This is a genomic window from Treponema sp. OMZ 788 (assembly GCF_024181245.1).
Lineage (GTDB): Bacteria > Spirochaetota > Spirochaetia > Treponematales > Treponemataceae > Treponema_B.
Map to the genome: position 1 here is coordinate 2,380,971 of NZ_CP051199.1, position 22,104 is coordinate 2,403,074.

Annotated in this window: 15 protein-coding genes and 3 pseudogenes; 2 read left to right on the top strand and 16 right to left on the bottom strand. The window is 38.6% G+C overall.

Annotated features, from left to right (window positions below; all coding sequences use genetic code 11):
* Together E4O00_RS11830 and E4O00_RS11835 are read right to left on the bottom strand one after the other, a co-directional pair.
* A complete protein-coding gene (locus E4O00_RS11830) occupies nucleotides 1-654 on the bottom strand; it encodes a RipA family octameric membrane protein (protein ID WP_253677559.1) in 654 nt (217 codons plus the stop codon).
* Between the two features lie 103 nt (nucleotides 655-757).
* Entirely contained in the window at nucleotides 758-2,404 is a 1,647-nt protein-coding gene (locus E4O00_RS11835) for a leucine-rich repeat domain-containing protein (RefSeq protein WP_253677560.1), read from the bottom strand.
* A gap of 219 nt (nucleotides 2,405-2,623) precedes the next feature.
* Here E4O00_RS11835 and E4O00_RS11840 point away from each other — a divergent pair, with 219 nt between their 5' ends.
* The gene (locus E4O00_RS11840; RefSeq protein ID WP_253677561.1) at nucleotides 2,624-3,829 is read left to right on the top strand and encodes an IS3 family transposase; all 1,206 of its coding nucleotides are present in this window, start codon (nucleotides 2,624-2,626) and stop codon (nucleotides 3,827-3,829) included.
* Between the two features lie 126 nt (nucleotides 3,830-3,955).
* Here E4O00_RS11840 and E4O00_RS11845 read toward each other — a convergent pair whose 3' ends face one another.
* The 3 genes and pseudogenes from E4O00_RS11845 to glgX form a co-directional block, all read right to left on the bottom strand.
* Nucleotides 3,956-4,159 (bottom strand): hypothetical protein, encoded by a 204-nt coding sequence (locus tag E4O00_RS11845; RefSeq protein WP_371922694.1) that lies wholly within the window; start codon nucleotides 4,157-4,159, stop codon nucleotides 3,956-3,958.
* Nucleotides 4,160-4,381: 222 nt separating this feature from the next.
* Nucleotides 4,382-5,163 (bottom strand): annotated as a pseudogene (locus E4O00_RS14350) (hypothetical protein).
* A gap of 112 nt (nucleotides 5,164-5,275) precedes the next feature.
* Complete coding sequence (gene glgX, locus E4O00_RS11860; RefSeq protein ID WP_253677562.1) at nucleotides 5,276-7,411, bottom strand: glycogen debranching protein GlgX; 2,136 nt, start codon at nucleotides 7,409-7,411, stop codon at nucleotides 5,276-5,278.
* Nucleotides 7,412-7,483: 72 nt separating this feature from the next.
* On the opposite strand from glgX, the gene E4O00_RS11865 reads away from it, so the two are divergent.
* Entirely contained in the window at nucleotides 7,484-8,788 is a 1,305-nt protein-coding gene (locus tag E4O00_RS11865; RefSeq protein ID WP_253723018.1) for a cyclic nucleotide-binding domain-containing protein, read from the top strand.
* 8 nt (nucleotides 8,789-8,796) lie between these two features.
* Here E4O00_RS11865 and E4O00_RS11870 read toward each other — a convergent pair.
* The 11 genes and pseudogenes from E4O00_RS11870 to E4O00_RS11920 all read right to left on the bottom strand — a co-directional run bounded on the left by E4O00_RS11870 (nucleotide 8,797) and on the right by E4O00_RS11920 (nucleotide 21,912).
* Nucleotides 8,797-9,941: pseudogene (locus E4O00_RS11870) on the bottom strand (cysteine desulfurase family protein).
* Complete coding sequence (locus tag E4O00_RS11875; RefSeq protein WP_371922733.1) at nucleotides 9,938-10,969, bottom strand: 3-dehydroquinate synthase; 1,032 nt, start codon at nucleotides 10,967-10,969, stop codon at nucleotides 9,938-9,940. Before E4O00_RS11875 ends, E4O00_RS11870 begins: the two are co-directional and overlap by 4 nt.
* Before the next feature lie 13 nt (nucleotides 10,970-10,982).
* On the bottom strand, nucleotides 10,983-11,705 hold the full coding sequence (locus tag E4O00_RS11880) for a 5'-methylthioadenosine/adenosylhomocysteine nucleosidase (RefSeq protein WP_253677566.1): 723 nt from the start codon (nucleotides 11,703-11,705) through the stop codon (nucleotides 10,983-10,985).
* A gap of 90 nt (nucleotides 11,706-11,795) precedes the next feature.
* Nucleotides 11,796-13,425: pseudogene (locus E4O00_RS11885) on the bottom strand (ATP-binding protein).
* A gap of 147 nt (nucleotides 13,426-13,572) precedes the next feature.
* On the bottom strand, nucleotides 13,573-13,977 hold the full coding sequence (locus E4O00_RS11890) for a DUF6672 family protein (RefSeq protein ID WP_253677567.1): 405 nt from the start codon (nucleotides 13,975-13,977) through the stop codon (nucleotides 13,573-13,575).
* The gene (locus tag E4O00_RS11895; RefSeq protein ID WP_253677568.1) at nucleotides 13,974-15,110 is read right to left on the bottom strand and encodes an ABC transporter permease subunit; all 1,137 of its coding nucleotides are present in this window, start codon (nucleotides 15,108-15,110) and stop codon (nucleotides 13,974-13,976) included. The genes E4O00_RS11890 and E4O00_RS11895 overlap by 4 nt, the downstream gene beginning before the upstream one ends.
* 6 nt (nucleotides 15,111-15,116) lie before the next feature.
* Nucleotides 15,117-16,157, bottom strand: coding sequence for an ABC transporter permease subunit (locus E4O00_RS11900; protein WP_253677569.1), 1,041 nt, complete (start codon nucleotides 16,155-16,157; stop codon nucleotides 15,117-15,119).
* 1 nt (nucleotide 16,158) lies between these two features.
* On the bottom strand, nucleotides 16,159-17,739 hold the full coding sequence (locus E4O00_RS11905) for a sugar ABC transporter ATP-binding protein (protein WP_253677570.1): 1,581 nt from the start codon (nucleotides 17,737-17,739) through the stop codon (nucleotides 16,159-16,161).
* A gap of 90 nt (nucleotides 17,740-17,829) precedes the next feature.
* Nucleotides 17,830-19,068 (bottom strand): DUF3798 domain-containing protein, encoded by a 1,239-nt coding sequence (locus E4O00_RS11910; protein WP_253677571.1) that lies wholly within the window; start codon nucleotides 19,066-19,068, stop codon nucleotides 17,830-17,832.
* A gap of 183 nt (nucleotides 19,069-19,251) precedes the next feature.
* Nucleotides 19,252-20,223, bottom strand: a complete 972-nt coding sequence (locus tag E4O00_RS11915; RefSeq protein WP_253677572.1) for a lipoprotein TP_1001-related protein — start codon at nucleotides 20,221-20,223, stop codon at nucleotides 19,252-19,254.
* Between the two features lie 63 nt (nucleotides 20,224-20,286).
* Nucleotides 20,287-21,912 carry an alpha-glucosidase gene (locus E4O00_RS11920; RefSeq protein WP_253677573.1) on the bottom strand — a complete coding sequence of 542 codons (1,626 nt, stop codon included), beginning with the start codon at nucleotides 21,910-21,912 and terminating at the stop codon, nucleotides 20,287-20,289.
* Between the last annotated feature and the right edge of the window lie 192 nt (nucleotides 21,913-22,104).

Genomic DNA, 22,104 nt, shown 5'->3' on the forward strand with positions numbered 1-22,104 from the left:
TTAATTTTTATTTTGAGTTCCTTCCTGAGGATACTCTTTCATACCGTCTAACTTGCTTTGTAAGCACCATTTAGGAATACACTTTAATATGTTAGTTATCGCTATAGAGAATATAAAAGATATAACTCCAAAACAAATATTAAGGTTTGTATTTTTATCACAATTAGAAAGTTGAATATATATTTTACAAAAACATAACTTTCCTAATATCTGATATGCCAATAATGTCCCCCAAGCAAGGACTGTAACAAAAGCAAACAATAAAACTACTTTTGAAGTTGAGATATTCGCACCTGACAGAATACAGCAATAACTATGATTATTTTGTTTGTTCGGACAAAGTAGGTAAACCATTTCTTTAACATCTTTGTCTTTTTCATACTCATGCAGCAGTCTTATCCAGTGTGTTACCCAATAATAGTAACCCTTGCATGACCAATACCAAAAAAGAGAAACCGCATAACCAAATATCAATAAAATTATTTTTTCAAAAGCAAACTCACCTTGAGATGTTAATAAGTTACAATAACCTACGAAAATTGCACCTATGGCAATATAAAAGAAAGCCATCCATGTGTGAAAATTTTTATAATGAAAGTTCCTTGCATCTATAAGCAGCTCATAACGGCTTTTAGAATTTGTATTTTCGCTCATTTATACTTCTCCTTTATGCGTGGTTCTTAATTTTCCGCAATAATAAAATTTTATATTTATCCCCTTATACGACTTAAAAAAGCCGGATAAGGGAAGTAAATAACTAGTATGATCCTATCCTATCTTCAGGATAGCCTGAATCTATTACTAGTTGTTTTATATGATTAAAATTATCACCTGATTTTATAAGGACTTTTTTGCAGAAAGATGGAGGCCAACCGGAAGGAGGAAGGTCGGGAGAGCCAGGAGAACCGAAAGCCTTTTCTTCTATTGTTGCTCTGTTTTTAGGTAGTTTGACTTCTAAATTTGTACAAGAGTCAAAAGCATATTTCTCTATTGTGATAAGGTTTGCACACCCTGATAGGTCTACACTTGTTAAGCCTTCACACCAAGAAAAAGCACTATCGCCTATTGTGGTAAGACTTGTACAGCTTGATAGGTCTAAGCTTGTTAAGCCTTTACACTGAAAAAAAGCATCCCTGCCTATTGTGGTAAGGTTTGTACAGCTTGATAGGTTTAAGCTTGTTAAGCCTTCACACCAAGAAAAAGCATCCCTGCCTATTGTGGAAAGACTTGTACAGGCTGATAGGTCTAAGCTTGTTAAGCCTTCACACTTAGAAAAAGCATTATCGCCTATTGTGGTAAGGTTTGTACAGCTTGATAGGTCTAAGCTTGTTAAGCCTTCACACTGAGAAAAAGCATCCACGCCTATTGTGGAAAGACCTGCAGGAAAGCGTACCGATTTTATTCCGTCACACTGCATAAAAGCTGCCTTTTGATAGTTCAGTATGAAAAAAAAACCATCTTCTATTTCAGTAATACCATCAGGGATTATTATTTTACCCTTGGGTTTGCTTCCGGTATAACCCTTGCCGTCTGCCGTAAGTTTAATTTTGTTATCTTCAATATTAAACTTATTATAGTTGGTTACGGCATATACGGTAAGAGGTTTATTCATTTGTTCGGTTTCGGTCAATAGTTCTCCGTTCTCATTATTAAACCTCCATTCGTAAACTTCATAATCACCGTTATTCCATTCAGATTTTAGAGTAACCTTAGCCTTAGCTTGCTCTTTTATATTTGACCAAGTTTTATTTTCAGCAAGGGGAATATCGATAAAGGTTCCTTGCTGTATGTTTGTTCGTTCATCACCTTTTATGATAATGCGATATGATGAGTCAGTCCAAACAACAGTGTATGTTGTAGATTCGGCAGGAAAAGTAGAAGGAATATCAGGATTCCAGTTCCCAAAAAGGGTTCCAGTCTTTGTGGGAGTATTTACCACAGGTACAGGTGCACCGAATCGTCCCTTTAATTTGTTATTTTCAATAAGATCTGTAGTGGTACTTCCGCCATTTAAATTAAGAGTAAGGGTTATTTCTTTTCTATTATATTTAATTTGTACTACAGTGGAGTTATCATCTGTTATCTTTTTTTGGACTATGGGCAAGTTCGTAAAACCTGCATAGTTTTTTGCTTGGGCCTTTGTATTTTCACCCACTTTGCCTTCTAAGGTTTCCTTTTCATATAAGGTATAGCCAGAGCCTTCGATATTTTGCTGCCAATGCTCTACCTTGTAATCAGCCGCGTTAGGATATGGCTGAGGATCGGGGTAAGGGATTTTTTTCTTTATTACATTTTGCTTACAACCGGTAACAAGGCTGCTTAACAAAAGCGCCGCCATCAATACAAAGAAACCTAAGTTTATATATCGGGAATATAAACCGGTTTTTACATAATTAGTTTTCATATAAACTCCTTTTTGCAGATATTATCCGCATAAATTTTAGATATATTTTTATTGAGACTAAAATAATTGTGTGAGAATAAAATTTGTGTAAGATATTTGAATTTGCCGAAATAATTCTTAATTAAGCATTCATCACTCTTAACTATTTTTCGGGGGGGGGGGGGTACTATACAGTATGAACTGACCCCATAAATTAGGACACCTTTTGGAGGTGTACAGATGGGAAAAATAGAGAAGTACAGTATTGACTTCAAACTAGAAGTTGTAGGAAAATATGAACGAGGAACATGCGGCTACAAAAGACTCGCCAGAACATATGGGCTTTCTCGAGATACCGTACGCGATTGGTGTCTAAATCCACGTCTGCATGAAATAACAACTATGGCTCGGAAAAAGAAAATTAACAACGAAGAGCACGACCTTGAATATTATAAAACGGCAGCTCTTTTTTGGGAAACGTACGCAAAGAATATCGAAGAGGAACTTGCAAAACAAGGTAAAAAAAAACTCGTTTTGAAAACGATTCAGGACTGCCTATCAATAACACCGCGGACGAAGATACGGAAATTGTGTAAAGTTGCAGAAGTTTCAAAGTCAACATTCTATTATAACCGGAACAATGACCGTCAAGCACAAAAGGATGCACAAATCATAACTTTGCTTAAGAAACTGCCCAAGGAAATCATATTACGACGAGGAAACAAGGCGAAAGCAATCATTCTCAGACAAAAATTCGGTGTAATTGTAAATCACAAGCGCATAGAGCGCATTTGCCGTGCATACGGCCTTCTTGCGAAGAATAGGAGAAGAAAGTTTCCTAAACATTATTACGAGCAACAAAAGCAAAACAAGCAAAATCTGCCCAATAATATTCTGAATCGTCAATTCTGTGCAGCAGAACCGCTTACAAAACTCTGTACAGATGTATCGTATTTTCGTACTACAAAAGGATGGTTGTATCTAAGTCCTGTGCTTGATTTATATAGAAATCAAATTAGTGCCTACCACATGTCGACTCATAATGATGAAAAACTGGTTATGGATATGTTGGATAAACTTCCATGCCTTGAACCCGGAGCACTTCTTCATTCCGATCAAGGCGCAGTATATACTTCCAAAGCATATACAAATCGCCTTAGGGAAAAGAAAATCATTCAAAGTATGAGCCGTAGGGCAAACTGCTGGGATAATGCCTGTATGGAACATTTTTTCGGAACTCTCAAAGTCGAAAGCGGATATAACGAGCTAATAAAAATCAGAACTCCGACAGAACAAGAAGTGATAGCACTGATTGACAATTTTATAAAATATTACAATAATGAGCGTATTCAAAAGAATCTCGGCTGGCAGCCGCCAGTCGAAAAAATCTGCTTAAACTGTCCTAAAATATGGGGTCAGTTCAGTATTTTCCCAATCTTTGTCTAGGGGTTTTTGAGTAAAAAATTAATTTTTTATCTAATAGAATACTGTGCTGTACCATACTCAATATTATAAGGTAAAGGGGAGATGCTGTCAAGGTTACAAATGTTGAATGTCAAAATTTTATCTTTGCTACAGTTTTTCTATTTCTTCAATAGGAAGACCGATAGCTTCTGCTATATTCTTAATCAACAGCCCTAACCAGAATAAATTCCTTGCCGTCTCAAGCTTTGTTTGGTATACCCCGTCAGAAAATCCCTGTTGTATACCAATCCTTAGGCTTTCTTCTCTTTGTACTGCTATATCCGTATCATAATCATATTCAGCTACTAACATATTCAATACCTCCTCTTTTGAAAATAAACGGGCATCTCCTGCGTCGCTACGTAAAATGAGCTCGACGTATACCCGATACGCCTCCGGTCGCCACGGATGGCGGTGGTTTCAACTTTACGATGTTTTGAGTTGTGCTCAAAACTCGAAGATGAAAAATGTATAAGGAGATACATTTTTCATCGGCCTTGAATCTGCTCCGCCTATTTTCAAAAAGGCTGATTCTTATAATGCTTTCACTTCTTCAATGCTTAAACCTGTAGCTTGGGCAATATTTTCAATAGGTAAATTCATTGCAATCAAGTTTTTTGCTGTTTCAAGAGCTTTTTGGTAAGAGCCGTCTGCAAAGCCACGTTCAATGCCTTGTTTTATTCCAATCATTAGACTTTCTTCTCTTTGGACTGCTATATCCGTATCATAATCATATTCTGCTACCAACATATTGATTACCTCCCGTGATTTTCTCATTAAGTATTCTTTTAAGATTCCTTTTTCTATACATATCTTTACTGCATTGGTAAAGCCGCTCTCTTAGAGAGAGAGAGGACACCTCGTTCAGAGCAAGGTTTCCTCTCTCTCCCTAAAACCCTCTCTCTTCTTCCCGCACTGCTTAGGGCTCCGCCCTAAGAACCCGGTCTTCTTTAATTAAGATTACGGCACGGACACCGTAGAAGCCGCAAGTACACGATGTTTTAGGCTGTAAGCCTAAAACTCGAAGTCAAGTAATGTACACGGAAGTACATTCCTTGACTGGGCATATTCTCGTTTATAGTGGATTGGTGTTCTGCAAGAATAATAATCTTATTGTCTACAAGGCAGGAAACATCATTGATTATGTTCATATACATAACATTATCAAGCCTTATGTTTTCTACAGGACAGGACATTTGCAGGTTTGTACCATGCAAGGCGTTGTAAAGAGATAAAAAGTTTTCTTTTGCTTTTTCGTCTTCTGCAAAAAGGTCTACAAAAACCGAGTCTTTGTATTTTCTGTTTGAAGTACTCACAGCCATCTCCTCCTTTGCGTTTATATTCCGCCACGGATGGCGAAAGGTTGTACATTTCTTAACGATATTATAGCATAGATTAGCAGGCTTTTAAAGGCATAATACCGATATTCTATTTCGAAATTAAAACCACAATAGTCCTTGCAAGTACAACATATACTTGCTGGTTCATAATTTGCTCGGTATTTTCCTCGTCCAAAAAATCTTTTCCGCCGGTATAAGAAGTATCGATAAGCCGATGCCAAACTTTTCCGCCGGAAGACGGAGGAGGAAGTTTTACCGTTATATCGTTGTTGTAACTGTTGGCCATAAAATAAAAGTCATTATCGTTTTCGTCGCTTTCCAAATTAATTTTATTTCCGTCTATTAAAAAAGCCAAAAAATTTGAAGAAGAATTCCAGTTGGGTTTTTGTGCCTGATGATCAAACCAAGCTATATCGATGGGAGCTCCCGTAATTTTTGAAACGCCGGAAAAAAAACTCTTCCGTAAAAATGAAAAATGAGTCTTTCGCAAATTTATAAGTTTTTTTGTAAACTCAAAAAAATCCTTATTTTCCTCAACAAGTTCCCAATCAAACCAAGACATTTCATTATCTTGACAATAGGTATTATTATTTCCGTTTTGTGTCCTGAATACTTCATCTCCCATATTGAGCATAGGCGTTCCCACAGAAAGGATAAGGCTTGTTAATATATTTTTTGCAGACCTCATTCTCATAAGCTCAACCTCGTTAGAAGCCCTGCCTTCTATACCGTGATTATAACTTAAATTTTCGTTTGAACCGTCCCGATTGTTTTCACCGTTTTCTTCATTATGTTTTTCGGAATAGCTTAATAAATCCCAAAGAGTAAAACCGTCATGGCAGCACACAAAATTTATTGACTGATAAGGTCTTCTTCCATTTTGAGAATACAAGTCGGAAGAACCGGTGATGCGGCTTGCCAAATGCCTTATATCGGGATTGGGCTGAAGCCAAAACTGTCTAACAGAATTCCTAAACAAATCGTTCCATTCGGCCCATCGTCCGGGGAATTTTCCAACCATGTACGCACCGCCTGCATCCCAAGGTTCAGCTATAATTTTTGTGGAATGAAGCACGGGGTCATCTGCAATGGCCTGTATCATAAAAGAATTTAAATCTATATTTCCGGCTTTATCTCGGGCCAAGACAGGAGCCAAGTCGAAACGGAATCCGTCAACATGCATTTCGCTGACCCAATAACGCAGACAGTCAAGAATAAATTTTATTACCGGAGTTTCCGAAGTTTTTATACTGTTGCCGCAGCCTGAAAAATTTTTATAATAAAGCTTATTATCTTCAAGATGATAGTAAATAGAATTATCAAATCCTTTAAAAGAAAAAATAGGGCCGTGTTCGTTTCCTTCTGCGGTATGATTAAACACTACATCCAAAATTATTTCGATACCTGCCTTATGAAATTCCCTTACCATAAATTTAAACTCGTTTACGGCATTTCCAGGATCTTCAGCATAGAGAGCCTTAGGTGCAAAAAAAGCAATCGTGCTGTAGCCCCAATAATTTTTTAACCTGAGACCCGTTTTCGGGTTTACGTTCATATTTTCATTTTCATCAAATTCAAAAACCGGCAATAGCTCAAGAGAGGTAATTCCCAAATCCGTTAAATATGGAATAAGTTCTACAAGTCCTGAATATTTACCCCGTTTGGACGGGCTTATCTTATCGTTTAAAAAAGAAAATCCTTTTACATGGGCCTCATAGATTACGCATTTTTGAAGAGGAATATTTAAAGGCCTGTCGCCCTGCCAATCGAATTCTCTTTCATCGACAACCACACACTTCGGAAAACCGGTTGCCGTTCTTTTATATTGATTTTTACCGCCCTGCTCCTTTCTCTTTATCTGATTAAAAATTTGCTCCGAATTAAAAATTGAATGTGCACTTATTAACCTTGCATAAGGATCAAGTAAGTAATTATTTGGATCAAACAAGCGGCCGACCGAAGGCAAAAAATCCCCATCAGCCGTATACAAATAAAAGGCCCAAGTCTTAAGCCCGGCAACAAAAACATGCCAAACATCGCCTGTTTTATTTATTTGGGGATCCAGTTTATATGATATTATAGGCTCAGAATCCTCTACTGTTTCAAATAAGTGAAGGACTATTTCTTTTGCATTCCGAGAAAAAACACTAAAATTTACCCCATCAGGGCCTAATTGAGCCCCTAAAGGAGCGGATCTTCCTTGAAAAAAAGATAAATCGTTCATATTCATCCTTAAAGTATAGTATGTATTTCAAATTTATGCTATAATGCTGACTATATTTTAAAGGAAATAATGATGAAAAAGGTACCTATAATAAGCACAATAAAAACTACAGTTAACGGATTAAAAGCTGCTGCGGAGAATATTGAAAACGTCGATATTGCCGTTCTCGATAAATATGAAAACATCGTTTCATTCTTTAAATATGAAATGCCCGAAATTAAAATTATCGATTTTGCAGATCCCAATATCGATGCAGAGGCCTGCTTAAAAATCATAAAAGACGACCCATGGCTTTTATTCGGAGGAATTATAGCAATTACGGACACCCGTCATGAAAAGGCAAAACTCGAACAAATAAAAGAACCTAACTTTTTATTTGTCTGTACAAGAAAGGACTTTGAAAAAAACACTAATCAGATAATCAAGATTTTAAATCAGCATCAGCACTTTTTATTCAACCGAGGAATGCATCAAAGACCTGACGAAAAAGAAACCGGACATTTTGTAAGCGATACGGATCCTTTCGAAATTGTTTTTTATGCTAACCTAATCGGTACCTATCTATATAATACAGACAGAGTTAATGAAGAAGAAAGATCTTCATTACAAACGGCAATGATGGAATTTTTACTTAATGCTGTCGAGCATGGAAACTGTAATATTTCCTATAATGAAAAAAACAAATGGCTGCGAAGCGGAAAAAATATGCTGGACCTTATTGCCGAAAAACAGCAACAACCCGAAATAAAAAAGAAAAAAGTCTATATCACATATGCGGTTGATCCCGAAAAAACAAAAATAACGATTAAAGATGAAGGCAACGGTTTTGATTGGAGGAGTCATCTCGAAGCCGACTTTGAGGCAGGGCTGCATGGTATGGGAATTAAACTTTCTCAAACGCTTGTCAAAAACATACGCTATAATAACATAGGCAACGAAGTTTCTTTTGAAGTAAAAAACCAAAGACACATAGCAAACCTTACACCTGCTATTTTAAAATCTCAGCAGCTTCTAAGTTTTAAACACATGCAGATTGTCTGCCGAGAAAACGAAGACTCAAGCGATCTTTTCTATATAAGCTCAGGACGATATGCAGTTTATGTCAACAATAAACTGATGTCAGTCTTAACACCTGCCGACATATTCATAGGCGAAATGGCTTTTTTAATGAACGACAGAAGATCTGCAACTGTAGTATCAATAGGCGAAGGCTCTCTCATTAAAATTCCTAAGATGAATTTTATGAAACTGATAGAAGAATATCCGCATTACGGCATTTTCTTGTCGCGTCTATTGGCGAACCGTCTAGCCCGCCAATCAAAGGTTACGGCAAAATTAAAAGAAGAACAAGAAAACTGTAAATGTGAGACAGAATAAGGCTTAATTTAACTGAACTCTTTTAAAGTTTCTTTTAAAATTTTTAAGAATTCCGCAAGCTCGCTTTTTTTGTGTTGAAGGCCCTATCGAAACTCTCACGGAATTTTGCTGCATTTTAGCATCGATTTTCATGGATTCCAAAATAGGTCTTACCTTTTTTCTTGAAGAGCAGGCAGATCCTGTGGAAATACAAATCCCCTTATCCGATAGGCATCTTAGCAAAACTTCACCAGCTAATTCTTTAACTGCGAAATGTAAAATCCAAGGAGAAAAACTATCCCTCAACTGAGGCCTCATTGCGGGAATAAAACTTATAGCTTCAATGGCTGAAAGTTCATCAATCAAAAAATCCATTAACTTTTTCGCATTCAAAACATAGTTTTCCAAGTTTGTATAATATTTTTTAAGGCAGCCGGCTAGGGCTAAAATCCCTGCAAGGTTTTCGGTACCGGGTCTTATCCCGCCTTCCTGTCCTCCGCCGCGTATAAAGGATTCAATATTTTTTGTAAGATACAAAAAACCGATTCCTCTGGGAGCCCCTATTTTGTGCCCGCTAAAAGAAGCGGAATGAACAGCCGACTTTGACAACTCAAATGGAATTTTACCTATAGCCTGAACCGCATCGGTATGAAAATGAATTTTCCTTTTTCCTTTAGAATATTCCTCAAGAGCCTTTCCTATTTCGGCTATCGGCTGAATCGCTCCGGTTTCATTATTTACCGCCATAACGGAAACAAAGGCTGTATCGGAATCTATAGTATTTAAAACCGCATCGGCACTTATAAGGCCGTTTTTATCAGCCGGAATTTGTAAAATTTTATAACCGCGGGCCTTCATAGCGGCAGCCTGTTCTCTAACAGCAGAATGTTCTATATTGCTCACCGCAATGGAACATGTAGAAGGCAGTGACAAAAGGGAGAGCATGGGTATGTAATCGCCCTCTGTCCCGCCTGATGTAAAAATAATATTCTCCGGGGAAGTATTTAAAAGTCCGGCAACTTCAGAGCGGGCTTCTTCTAGGGCAGCTCTCGCCTCCTTACCTAAAAAAATGTTTTGCTGAAGGATTTGCAAAATATTTAAAAGATTTTTTTAGCGTCTCGGTAATTATATCCTCTTGAGGAAGGGCTGTAGCTGCCCAATCCAAATAAATCATAAGACCTCCCGAATGTTTTCTTCAGAAACCTCATAGGTAAAGGTTTCGCAAATATTTTTTTGCAAAATTAAACGGATTTTACCGTTTATATTTTTTTTATCTTTTTTCATTGCCAAAAGGATTTCATCAGGATCAGGCAAAACCGATTTATCGGGAAGGCCGTAAGCCTTGATAAGATCTATAACCTCATCAGCATAAGAAGACTCGGTCAAGCCCATTTTTTTGCCTACAAGCAAGGCCTTGGATATTCCCCAAGCGACAGCCTCTCCGTGCGAAACTATAGAAAAATTTAAAACCGACTCAAGTGCATGACCGAAGGTATGACCTAAATTTAAAAATGCCCTTTCATTTTTTTCGTCAAAATCCCGGCTTACAACCTGAGCCTTTGCTTCAACTGCAATTTTAATAAGAGTTAAGCAAAGTCTTTCATCTCTTTCCAAAATATTTTCTCTTTGAGTTTTAAAGGCTTGATAAATATCTTTTGAATACAAAAGGCCCATCTTAAATATCTCCGCCAGACCTGAAAGATACTCCGATTCGCTCAAAGTCTTTAAGACCTTCGGGCTTATGTAGACCTCGTCAGCCTTAAAAAAAGTTCCCACCATGTTTTTATAGCCGTCAAAATTTATTGCAGTTTTTCCGCCGATGGCAGCGTCAGCCATAGCTAAAAGACTGGTCGGAACAAGTTTGCATCCGGCTCCCCTCATATAGACCGAAGCAGCAAAAGCCGCTAAATCGCAAACAAGACCGCCGCCTACTCCGATAAAAACCGAATTCCGGCTTAATCCTGCATCGAGGGCTGTTTTTAAAATAAGCACAAGCGAGGTAAAATTTTTATGTTCTTCTCCGGCTTCAATAATAACCAGCGGCAGGTCGGAACGGAAATTCTTTGCTTCTCTTGCGATAGGAGCCGTATTGGAATCGGCAATGTACATTCCGCCCGATATGCCTACAGGCGGTAAAGAAGGCTCATCACAGTAAAAAACTTCAGTTTTTCCTTGAACCGTTGTAAAAGAAAAGCTATCCATAATTGTCATAATTTTAAAGCATTTTCAGCATTTGCAATACCAAAAGAGATGAATCCTTTGCTGCTTGTGCCGAAAAAACATCATAAGAAATTTTAGCCGTTTCATCCTTGCCCGCAGTATCCGAAATGCTTCTCAAAATTAAAAATGGAATTTTATTTATTCTGCAAACTTGAGCGGCAGCGGCACCTTCCATTTCAACACAGGCAGGATTAAATTCCTTTATAATCCTTGCCCTAATTTTTTCATCGGAAACAAATACATCACCCGAAGCAATGCGGCCCTCAATCAGTTTTAATTTTTTTATGTGCTCATCGTCATCTTCTTTTTGCATTGACTTAAAGGCTTTAACTGCAAGACTTTTAAGCTTTTTATCGGCAGGCCAAAAAGGAGTCTTTGTCATAGGTACCTGCCCAAGAGGATAGCCGAAGGCCGTTGCATCCACATCATGCTGTACAGCTTCGGATGATACAACAATATCAAAAACATTTAAGTCCTCTATCAAGCCGCCGGCAGCCCCTGTGTTTATTACGGCATCAACATTAAATTCCGAAATAAGAATTTGACAGCAAAGTGCAGCATTTACCTTGCCTATCCCGCTGCGCACAAGAACAACATTCTTTCCATGTATAGTTCCCGTAAAAAAACTAAGACCGGCAACTTTTCGGACTTCTCCTACTAAATACTTTTTTAAAAGTTTAACTTCCTGCTCTTCGGCACCGAAAATTCCTATCTTCATATATCAACCTCTTTTAAAATTCAAAATAAACGGAATATATTTTAGCAAAAGCCCATCGGTTTTTCAATGGCTTAAAGATTTTATGTCACTTTAAATCAGCTTAAACTCTTCCGTTTTCCATTCGCCGATAGTTCTTTCTTCTTCATCAAAGCTGGAACCTATCAGTATTATCTTTTTGCCCTCTGCCTTAAATTGACCGGCATAGCCCTTTTCTCTTATCTGTGCGATTGCATCTTCAGGGCTTCCTGCACTCATCAGCTTAAACTCAAAGATGTATATCGTGTCTTTAGTATGCACTATACAATCAGCCCTGCCCCTTGCACAGTGTATCTCGGTTTGAACAAATTGACCCATAAGCTTAAAGATTAAGTAGACAGCCGTCTGGTAGTTTTGCTCTCTTAACTTTAGCTTGTCTTTTGGAAGATTATCGTAAGGTACTCCCGCTATTATTGCCTGCATCCTCTCCATAAACCCGTCTACATTCCCTGCCCGAATATCCTTTGTAAATTCCCACACGGATGAAGCCGTTTCATAAGGCCTAAGTGAAGAATAGGCAGGCACAAGGTTTTCTAAAAAGCCGTAACGCACCTCATCATTAGGGAAGCCCAAGCGGTAGATATTTGCTTCTTCTAAATATTCCTTTATCGTTAAATACCCCGATTGAAAAAGTATCGGTAAAGGGTCTTTCGCATCGGCACGATATAGATCGATTCCCGCTTCGTTTATTTCGACTCCTCCGTCCAAATCGGGCACATTGTAATAAGCATCTTTTAAATAGTTTACCAAAAAGGTCGGAGTTCCGGTCGCAAACCAGTAGTTACCTAAATCCTTTGCAGAAAAAGCACTTAAAACACTAAAGGGATTATATACGTTCACTCCTTCTTTTGCAAATAAATACCCGTCATACTTTTTCTTTAAATCACACAAAATTTCTTCAAAGTTTTTCTTTTTACGATCTGCTAAAGCCTTTATTTCAGGTTCGAAGTTAAGTTTTAACTCTGAATCGTTTATACCGCAAATATCGCTGTACTCGGTTATAAGACTTATATCCTGCAAATTGTTTAAATCGCTGAATATGCTAACCTTACTAAACTTTGTTACGCCTGTTAAAAAAGCAAAACGGATGTATTGGTCGCAGGTTTTTATTACCGAATAAAAGGCTTTTAGCGTGTTACGGTACTCTTCGTTTAATGCCTCGTTTACACCCATAGTTTGTAAAAGAGGCTTATCGTATTCATCCACAAGGATTACAACTTGCCGGCCGGTTTTTTCGTAAGCACGCTTTATTACACCTGCAAAGCGTTGGGCAGGTTCTTCTTCCTGTTTGTGCGAACCATAAATTTCTTCAAATTGAGTTAAGGCAAGGTTTAAATGACTTTTTAAGGAGTGCGGTTCATCGTATTTGCCTATATTAAAATCCAAGTAGAATACAGGATATTCTACCCAAGCGGCAGATTTTTCGATTTCGGCTCTTTTTTTCTTCGGCCTTTTCGATGTATAAGCCGGTAAATAATTCTTTTTGACCCAAAAAGTAAGACCTCAAGGTCGAAAGGAAGAGGCTTTTACCGAAGCGGCGTGGGCGGCTTAAAAAGTAGACTCGGTTGGAGTGAGCGAGTTTAAACAAAAAAGGCGTTTTATCGACATAGAGAAATTTATCGTTACGCATTACCTCAAAGCTCTGTACCCCGATCGGTATCTTGCGTGAAAAATCAAAGTCCATATCAAGCCTCCTTGATAAGATTATAGCATAAAAAGAGGAGATTATTCTATATCTTGACATATTAAGAAGCTGCATAAACAAAAAACCGCCTCATAAAACCTTAAAGTTTTACAAGGCGGTTGATTTTATTATAAAATATTTACAACTCTACTCTTTTGCAGGCTCTGCATATAACTCGAAAGGTATCACTGCCGAAGGTAGACCTTCTACCAAGGCCGGAAGCGACAAAAGGATGGTATCCTGAAAAAGCGGAATTCTAAATTCTCCGACAAAGTCTTCTCTTCCGTCTGTAAATCTTATAACAACCTTGTGTTTTTGACCTCGCAAAAGAATCTTATCCCTATCGCCCTTAAAAAGCTCCAAGGGTTCTTCGTTATTAAAGGTAACTTCAATTGCATCAAAGGCCTTATAACTTCCGTCGGCAGCCTTTTTATTTTCAAACAAAACCGCATGAGTTCTGCCTAGGGTAAACATAAGAGCGATCAGCAAAACATAAAGAATAGGCAAAATTATTCTTATTGCCAAGACCGTTTTTTTAGATTGTATTCTCATTTTTTTTCTCCTTCAGCTTGCAAACGCAATTCGGAACGTTTCTTTTCCGCATTTCTCTGATTTCTTGCAGCGTAAAGTACCAAGGAAAGGGCTATAGCTGCATAGCCTGCAAAGTCTCTAAAGTACTCTCCGATCATTGCAGAACCAAGAAGCTGTTGCCCTGCCATGGGGGTAACAATGTACAAGAAATGAAGGAGAACAACGCCTATAAAAACGTTCTTTATACTTACCCTGCTCACAGAAGCACCGCCGACCAAGATCGCGGCTGCAGCAAAGAAGCCGGTCTGGTCGTGAGCATTGTAGGTGCTCATATTTCCCATATTCTGTAAGAATATAATCTGTCCTATACAGGCCAAAACCGTCGAAATTATTATCGAAATAATCCTTGTGTGTTCAACAGCAATACCGGCCGAATTTGAAACAGATTGATTTTGACCGATTGCCCTCATATCCTGTCCAAGCTTTGTTTTTCTAAACCATACGATAAAGAAACAAAGGGCAATGATGATAAGATAGGACAAAACAGGTATACGTAAGCCTGCAATATTGAACGAGAAGGCCGTATCGAGCACCTGCCTTACAGGAGCAAGTTCAAGGGTGTTTCTAACTCCGAAGCCGCGGGATAGTTTTATAGCCTTATTGTGCATCGGAATAACAGAACCCATCAAGTACAGAACAAAGAACTGATATACACCGTTGAAGAAAAAACCTAAGATGTAACTTGTTACCATTTCCCGGCCTCTTGCCTTATTGAGGATGGAACCGGCTATATAGCCCAACAAAACTGAAAGAGGCATTCCTATCAAGGCAGCAAAAACCAATCCGTAAATACCTCCGATACCCCAGTCCATAGCAAAGATTAAGCCTATCTGTCCTGCCATTGCACCCAAGACCATACCGAAGTTTATACCCATACCGGCCATAATCGGTAAGATAAGGGAGAAAACCAAAAAGGAGTTTCTTCCTATTCGGGTTAAAATCTCACCGATAATGTGATGAGCCGAAAGCCCCGACACGGGAATGGCCACAAAGGAAATTAATAGGAAGAGAAGTGAAACAAGATTATCAGCCAAAAAATCGAGCATCGAAAATTTCTTTAATTTTCTATTTAATTTTTCCGTTATTTTATTCATAATCAATTACCTCGTCTTTTGCGTTTTTCTTGTCAAAGCATATAGGATCATACCGTTTGAAAGTACGATTCGGATAACCTCAGACATATCGGTCTGTAAAATACTGTTTATAACTGAAGGAGTCATTGACAAGATTCCCTGAAAAAGAACAGTACCTAGGACAACATTTAAAATTGAAGCCTTGTTTACCGAGGCACCGCCTATAAGAATAGCGGCTACTGCGGGGAAGGCCATAAAGAGCGGGGCCTTATAAAGCTGGATAAAACCGAAGCTCTGCTGATACAACAAGATTCCGACTCCTCCGCATATAGTCGAAAGAACTATACTGATGGTCCTTGCCTTGTCTATGCTTACACCGCTAGCCCTTGCAAAATCCGGATTGGAGCCGACAGCCGTCAAAGCAGTTCCTGTTCTTGTCTTCATAAAAGTCTTCATCAATAACATACATACAGCACAGAATAAGATAACACCCGTCGGGAATTTAAATGAGCCTATCTCAATAGCCAAAAAGTTATTTAAAATATTGACCCAATACCCTTCAAGAGTTATTGTAGTACGCAAGCCCTGTCCCGAATAAGCCCAGACCATACTCGGATTTGAATAAGGAAGAACTATCCACAAAATAGCCATAAATGTGACGGATGCAAAGCCTATGTACATGGCTATCGTCATCTCTTCGCCCTTAACCTTATTTAAAACCTGACTATAACCGAAGCCTATTATTCCGGAAAAAATTATTGTTAAAACTACGGCAGTAGAAAAACCTAAGATGCCGACAAGCCCGAATTGCATAGCAACAGTCGACCCTAAAAGACCGCCCAAAACTCCCAATGAAAGACCGAAGTTTAAGCCGCAGCCTGTTTGAATCATGGGAACCATGGCCAAAACCATCAAGGCATTCATACCGAAACGGTTTGCAACATCCGAAAGCGAAGCACCGATGCTTACCTTAACAAAGGGAGCAATTATAAAAAGGGTAACAAGGAATAAGAGAATAATTATTCTAGGTATACCGAAATCAGCAACTATCTTTTTAAACTTTTCCATATTATTTTACCCCCGCCATGTATAAAGCAAATTCGGCCGGCTTTTCTTCCGGCGATAAAATTCCCGAAATCTCTCCGTGGAAAACAATTGCAACCCTGTCGCAGATAGAACGAAGCTCTTCAAGCTCACTGGAAATCATAACAATAGTAGTTCCAAGCTCTTTATTGATTTTTCGCAAAGCATCCAAAACAAGGGCCTTTGCACCTACGTCAATACCGCGGGTGGGCTCTGCAACAAAAAGAATTTCAGGTTCAAGACAGAAGGCCTTAGCCAAACAAATCTTTTGCTGATTACCGCCTGAAAGCTCCTTTGCCTTTTGATGACTTCCCGTACAGCGAATTTGAAGCATATCTATGTACTTATCTGCCAAAGCTTTCATTGCCTTTTCATCTCTAAGTTTAAGCAAGCCGCCTAAATAGCTTTTTAAGTAAGCTCTCTTAGATTGAATAGCCGTAAAGGCAATATTCCAGTCAAGACTTTCATCGAGCAGGAGACCTACACCTCGCCTGTCTTCCGACACAAAGGCCAAACCGTCCTGCAAGGCCTGTTTGGTATTGTTTAAAGTCAGCTCCTTTCCTTTAAAAGTTACGGTTCCTCCGGCAGGGAAGATACCCATAATTCCATTTGGAATACCTACCTTTCCTTGTCCTGCAAGACCTCCGATACCGAAGATTTCACCTTCTCTAACCGAGAAGTTTACATTTCGGACAAGTTCACCGGGCATATCAACCCAGAGATTTTTTACATCAAAAACCACCGGCCCGATTTTTTTATCATTATCCTTTTTTTCCGTATTGGAAATTTCGCGGCCTACCATGCCTGCCGCAATTTCAGGAATTGTAATCTCGCTTGTTTTCTTATCTTGAATCGTTTTTCCGTCTCTTAGGATGACGACTCTATCGCATATATCTATAACTTCCTGCAATCTGTGAGAAATAAAAATTACGGAAATACCCTTAGCTGCCAGTTTTTTTACTGCATCTAAAAGAATATCCGCTTCAGATTCGGTTAAAACGGCTGTAGGCTCGTCTAAAACCAAAAGTTTTACATTATCTCTATCAATCTCACGCGCAATTTCGGTAAATTGTTTATGTCCTACAGGCATTTCCGAAATCAATGTATGTGCATCTATAGAAACTCCAAGCTCATTTAAAACGGCTTGAGCTCTTTCATTCATTTCCTTTCTCTTTAACAAACTTAATCTTGGGGTAAATAAATCTGAAAGAATAGAAGGGGTTTGCAACTCCCGGTTAAGCATTATATTTTCCGTTGCAGAAAAACCGGGTATAAGTGAAAATTCTTGGTGAACCATTCCGATACCGGCATCAAGAGCATCAAAGGGGCTTGAGAATTTTACCTCTTTTCCTTCGACTAGAATTTTTCCTCCATAGCCGCCGGTTTCATTTATAACGGGCATACCGAATAAGATTTTCATCAAGGTAGTCTTTCCTGCCCCGTTTTCCCCGACCAGGCCAAGGATTTCTCCTTTTTTTAAAGAAAAATTTACACCTTGAAGAACCTGTGTTCCGGAAAACTCTTTTGTCACATTTTCAAGAACTAAAAAAAATTCATTATTGTCCATAATCCGCATTGTTCCTTAAAATAAAAACGGAGGGCGGGGATCTTTGTCCCGACCCTCCGTTAGGATTCCCTAAAATTCAACTACAAAGTCTTATTTTTGAAATTTGATGTTGAAGTATTTCTCAGGTATATCTTGCTCTGTTGCGGGTAAGTAACCTTGACCCATAACATAGGTATCCATGAACAAGAGAACCTGGTTCTTTGATCTAACACCTGTGCTGGCATCAATGTAAGCACCGCTCTTCCATTTTGCTCCGGGTGTAAATTTTCCGTAGGCTTTTGCTAAGTCGGCCATATTACCCTTCTTAGCTTCGCCGTCGATAACGCGTCGAGCATACTCGCCCAAACCTGCCGAAACGGTGAATCCATAGGAGTAAGCCCATGTTCCGAATCGTCCTGCACCGCCTTTTTCTACAACGGAATTTTCAACCTTCTTAAGAATCTTCTGGAAATCTCCTGCTTCTGCAGCAAGGTCAATACCTAAAGCTCCGGGATAACCCATTAAAGGTGAGGGTAAGTCTGCTTCAACAAACATACCGCCGTAAGCGAAAAGCTGCTTTAACAAAGGCTCTGTGTGAGCATCATTTGTACAGAAGAAGGCTGTTTCCTTTCCATACTTTTCGATCCACTGCGGTACTTTTTCAAGAATAAACTGCTGGGCACCGGCTGTGCCGACATCGCTTGTGGGATCGGGAGCTGTTTCAAAGTAGAAGTTAATGCCTAAATCTTTACAAGCTTCTTCCATGATCTGCCTTCTAAGACCCAATGTTTCATAGGACATGTGTCTGGGGAAGGAAATATGAACGAAATTTTTTGCTCCAAGCTGTTTTGCAGCCCAAGGAATTGTATAACCGCGGGAAATAAAGTCCTGACTTCCGATCATATCGGCAGCAGCCTGAATTACGAGCGGATCTTCGTGAGCCTCGCCGGCCAATAAGAGAATGTCGGGTCTTCTTTCTCTAACACGCTTAAAGGCTTCTGCTGTTCCGGGGATTCCCTGATTTACGATGATCGCCTTCATTTTGGGATCATCGGAAAGAGCTACAATCTGGGAGATTGTTGTTTCCTGCTGTGACATAAAATCATCGGGATAGGTGATGTGCTGAATCATTCCGCCGTCTTTTACAGAACCATAAAGGCGGATAAGCTCTTCAGCTCCGCGCAAATCATCTTCAGATTGCGATACTGTTCCGGTCATAATACCAATATGGTATGCCGGACCCTTTGTTTCTGCTTTTGCAGCTCCTTTTTCTTCGGTTTTGCTGCAGCCTGCAATAAACGCAAATAATGCTATCAGCAAAACACCTAATGCCAATGTTCTCTTCTTCATAAATAAACCTCCATTTATTAAGAAAACTATATTAAAAACTTGCAGCTTTTTTTGTCCATTGATTAATTAACATACTATAAAATTTATTCTTAATTAATGCAAAGTAGACACCCGATAACTGCCGGATAAAATTGTATCATACATATATTCAGCCGTCAAGTTTTTTATTCATTTTTTTTAAATTTATTTTGTCAAAGTCCAGTCCTCAGCATTGCGATTGATTTTTTCGTATGAAAGCCTTTTCAGCATCTTTGCGGGAGAGATATTTGCTTGTACCGCATTTAAAATATCTCCATCAGGTTTCCATAATCCGGCTGCAACAGCTTCTAAAACGGCATTTTCGATTTCATTAACCCCCCAATCCTCATCTTTGGGATGTCTAAACAAAACCGCGTCCTGTAAGGCCTCGGTTTTAGGTTCCCTGATAAGAACGGCATTTGTTCTTTTAGGCTGAAACTTTTGCAAACGCCCCCAAAAACAAAAAGCTTTTTCTCCGGCTTCAAGGGCTGCACAAGATTCTGCAGACACTAAAATTCCGTCCTCCGGCTCTGAGCCGTCCGAAGGTAAGAACCAATAGAATACAATGATGTTTCCTGCTTTAACCTCAAATGCAGGGAAAGCAAAGTCCGGCTCCTTTGAATTCCCTGCATTTACAAGTTTTATCCCGAATAAATTTCCGTCCGATTTTACATCAAATTTTATAAAACCCGGTTTAGATGTGGAGCCTAATTTCATGGAAGAAAAAGACAGTTCGGCAGGCTTGGTATTTGCACCCTTAAACGGAAGCTCAAAATCAAGAATTTGACTCATGCCTCCGGAAACCTTTCCGCATATTTTAAAATCTTCGCCTATGGTAAAATTTTTACTAGGCCTAATCTTAAAAGCCGAAAATGATTCGGCAGCTTCAACTTTCTCAACCGTACACAAAATTTCTTCAGGATTATTTTCTTTTAAGGCATAAACCTGTAAATCTGAAACGGCTCCTTCAAAAACAAGGCCTATCTCATTATTTTGAGACTGTTCAAATTCTTTGAGAATAAGCCTTTCATCATTTCCAAGAAAAATTGAAACAAAACCCGGCTGTTCAATCATTCCGCTGCAAGAAGCGGATAAACTCAAAACCAACAAAACAAGCAAAAAAAATCTTTTTGTCATAAAAGACCTCCTACCTATTTTGTAGTTTTTTTTTAGACTTTATAGTAAAATTTTAAATTTTTTTTAAATTCTTGTAATAACCGTTTCAAAGGGGCGAAGCATCTTTTGTTGAGGGTTAAAATTCCTATAATTAAATAGAATCGGAAGGCCTCTAACCTCTTCCCTTATCTTCTGAGTCTTCCCCGACATATTGGAAATAATAAAAAAGGTTTTATCGTCTTTTTTGCGGTAATAAGCAAAAACATCCTTTCCTAAATCGGCAAATTCTATATCGCCGAACTGCAAGGCCTCTTCGGAATTCCTCAAGGCTATCAGCCTTTTGTAATAGTTAAAGCAAGAATCCGTCTCGGAGAGGTTCTTTTTTACATTTATCTCTTTATATCTTTCGTTCAGACGAAGCCAAGGTTTAACAGTACAAAAGCCGCCATTTTCGGAATCATCCCAAGGTATGGGAGTCCTTGCATGATCTCGAGCATAATTCATAGTCATTTTAAAAGCCCTTGTTTTGCCGAATTTAAAAGACCTAAGCATATTATAAATATTTTTTGTGGCTATATCGTCAATTTCTTCCATGCTTTTAAAATCGGTATTGGGTAGGCCTATTTCCTGCCCCTGATAAATAAAGGGCGTTCCTTTTTGAGTTAAAAGCACGGTTGCAAGCATTTTGACGCTTTCTTTATAATATTTTCCTTCATCCCCGAATCGTGAAACGGAGCGGGCCTGATCGTGGTTTTCAAAGAAAAGAGGTGTCCACGGCATCTTGGTCTGCCATTTTTTTAAGATTCTAATCATTCGGAAGGGTTTATATTTCCGTTTAAAAACAGGAATTTGAAACCAGCAGTCTACACCCGTATGGTGCTCAAACGGAAAAACCATAGTCAACTCATCTTGCGTAAAATCCTTGGCTTCTTCCAGTGAAACATCCATGGTCTCGCCGACAGTAAAGGCTTTGTAGGGTTTTAAAACTTCTCTATTTAGTTCTTTTAAAATATCGTGACAGCCCTTTTGAGACAGGTAAAACTCCTTACCCGTCTTCATTCTCCTTTTTTTTGCATCTTCATAGGAAGTTTTATAAATACAGTTTATAACATCGCAGCGGAAACCTGCAACGCCCATATCAAGCCAAAATTTCAATATTTTTTTTACTTCTTCAATTACCGCCGGATTATTATAGTTTAAATCGGGCTGATTTTCGGTAAAAAGATGAAGATAATAGAGTCCGTTTTCTTCGCAATACTTCCATGCGGAGCCCAAAAAAAGACTGTCCCAGTTATTGGGCGGTAGTTTTTTGCCCTTTACAATCCTAGGCTCCCGCCAAACATAGTAATTATGGTAGGGAGATTCGGGATTTTTGGATTCGATAAACCATCTATGCTGATCGCTTGTGTGGTTTATAACTAGGTCCATAATAATCTTTATATCGAGCTTGTCCGCTTCTTTTAATAAAGCCTTAAAATCGTCCATTGTGCCGAATTTCGGATTAATATCGCAATAATCGGAAACATCGTAGCCGTTATCATAGTCGGAGGAGGCCGTTACGGGTGAAAGCCAAATTGCTCCTATTCCCAAATCTTTTAAATAAGGCAATTTTGAAATAATACCCTGAATATCGCCCATCCCGTCATTGTTTGCATCACAAAAACTTCTGGGATATATCTGATAAATTACTCTTTTATTCCACCATTCCATAAATCTCTCCTAAATAATCTTAGCTAATTATATTCTAATTGTTTTTTATGATTTGTCTATATTTAACTAAGATATATTTCAAAAAGATAGGCAGCTTTTTTATGCTATTGACAAAATCGCTTTTTTATCGTAAGTATTAATCCTGATTTTTTAGAGGCTATAGACATGAATACAAAAAATATATATACTACC

What these genes read in the sequence shown, in the direction of transcription:
- E4O00_RS11830 (WP_253677559.1), bottom strand. Translation starts at nt 654, where the DNA reads ATGAGCGAAAATACAAATTCTAAAAGCCGTTATGAGCTGCTTATAGAT.
- E4O00_RS11835 (WP_253677560.1), bottom strand. Translation starts at nt 2,404, where the DNA reads ATGAAAACTAATTATGTAAAAACCGGTTTATATTCCCGATATATAAAC.
- E4O00_RS11840 (WP_253677561.1), top strand. Translation starts at nt 2,624, where the DNA reads ATGGGAAAAATAGAGAAGTACAGTATTGACTTCAAACTAGAAGTTGTA.
- E4O00_RS11845 (WP_371922694.1), bottom strand. Translation starts at nt 4,159, where the DNA reads ATGTTAGTAGCTGAATATGATTATGATACGGATATAGCAGTACAAAGA.
- glgX (WP_253677562.1), bottom strand. Translation starts at nt 7,411, where the DNA reads ATGAACGATTTATCTTTTTTTCAAGGAAGATCCGCTCCTTTAGGGGCT.
- E4O00_RS11865 (WP_253723018.1), top strand. Translation starts at nt 7,484, where the DNA reads ATGAAAAAGGTACCTATAATAAGCACAATAAAAACTACAGTTAACGGA.
- E4O00_RS11875 (WP_371922733.1), bottom strand. Translation starts at nt 10,969, where the DNA reads ATGGATAGCTTTTCTTTTACAACGGTTCAAGGAAAAACTGAAGTTTTT.
- E4O00_RS11880 (WP_253677566.1), bottom strand. Translation starts at nt 11,705, where the DNA reads ATGAAGATAGGAATTTTCGGTGCCGAAGAGCAGGAAGTTAAACTTTTA.
- E4O00_RS11890 (WP_253677567.1), bottom strand. Translation starts at nt 13,977, where the DNA reads ATGAGAATACAATCTAAAAAAACGGTCTTGGCAATAAGAATAATTTTG.
- E4O00_RS11895 (WP_253677568.1), bottom strand. Translation starts at nt 15,110, where the DNA reads ATGAATAAAATAACGGAAAAATTAAATAGAAAATTAAAGAAATTTTCG.
- E4O00_RS11900 (WP_253677569.1), bottom strand. Translation starts at nt 16,157, where the DNA reads ATGGAAAAGTTTAAAAAGATAGTTGCTGATTTCGGTATACCTAGAATA.
- E4O00_RS11905 (WP_253677570.1), bottom strand. Translation starts at nt 17,739, where the DNA reads ATGGACAATAATGAATTTTTTTTAGTTCTTGAAAATGTGACAAAAGAG.
- E4O00_RS11910 (WP_253677571.1), bottom strand. Translation starts at nt 19,068, where the DNA reads ATGAAGAAGAGAACATTGGCATTAGGTGTTTTGCTGATAGCATTATTT.
- E4O00_RS11915 (WP_253677572.1), bottom strand. Translation starts at nt 20,223, where the DNA reads ATGACAAAAAGATTTTTTTTGCTTGTTTTGTTGGTTTTGAGTTTATCC.
- E4O00_RS11920 (WP_253677573.1), bottom strand. Translation starts at nt 21,912, where the DNA reads ATGGAATGGTGGAATAAAAGAGTAATTTATCAGATATATCCCAGAAGT.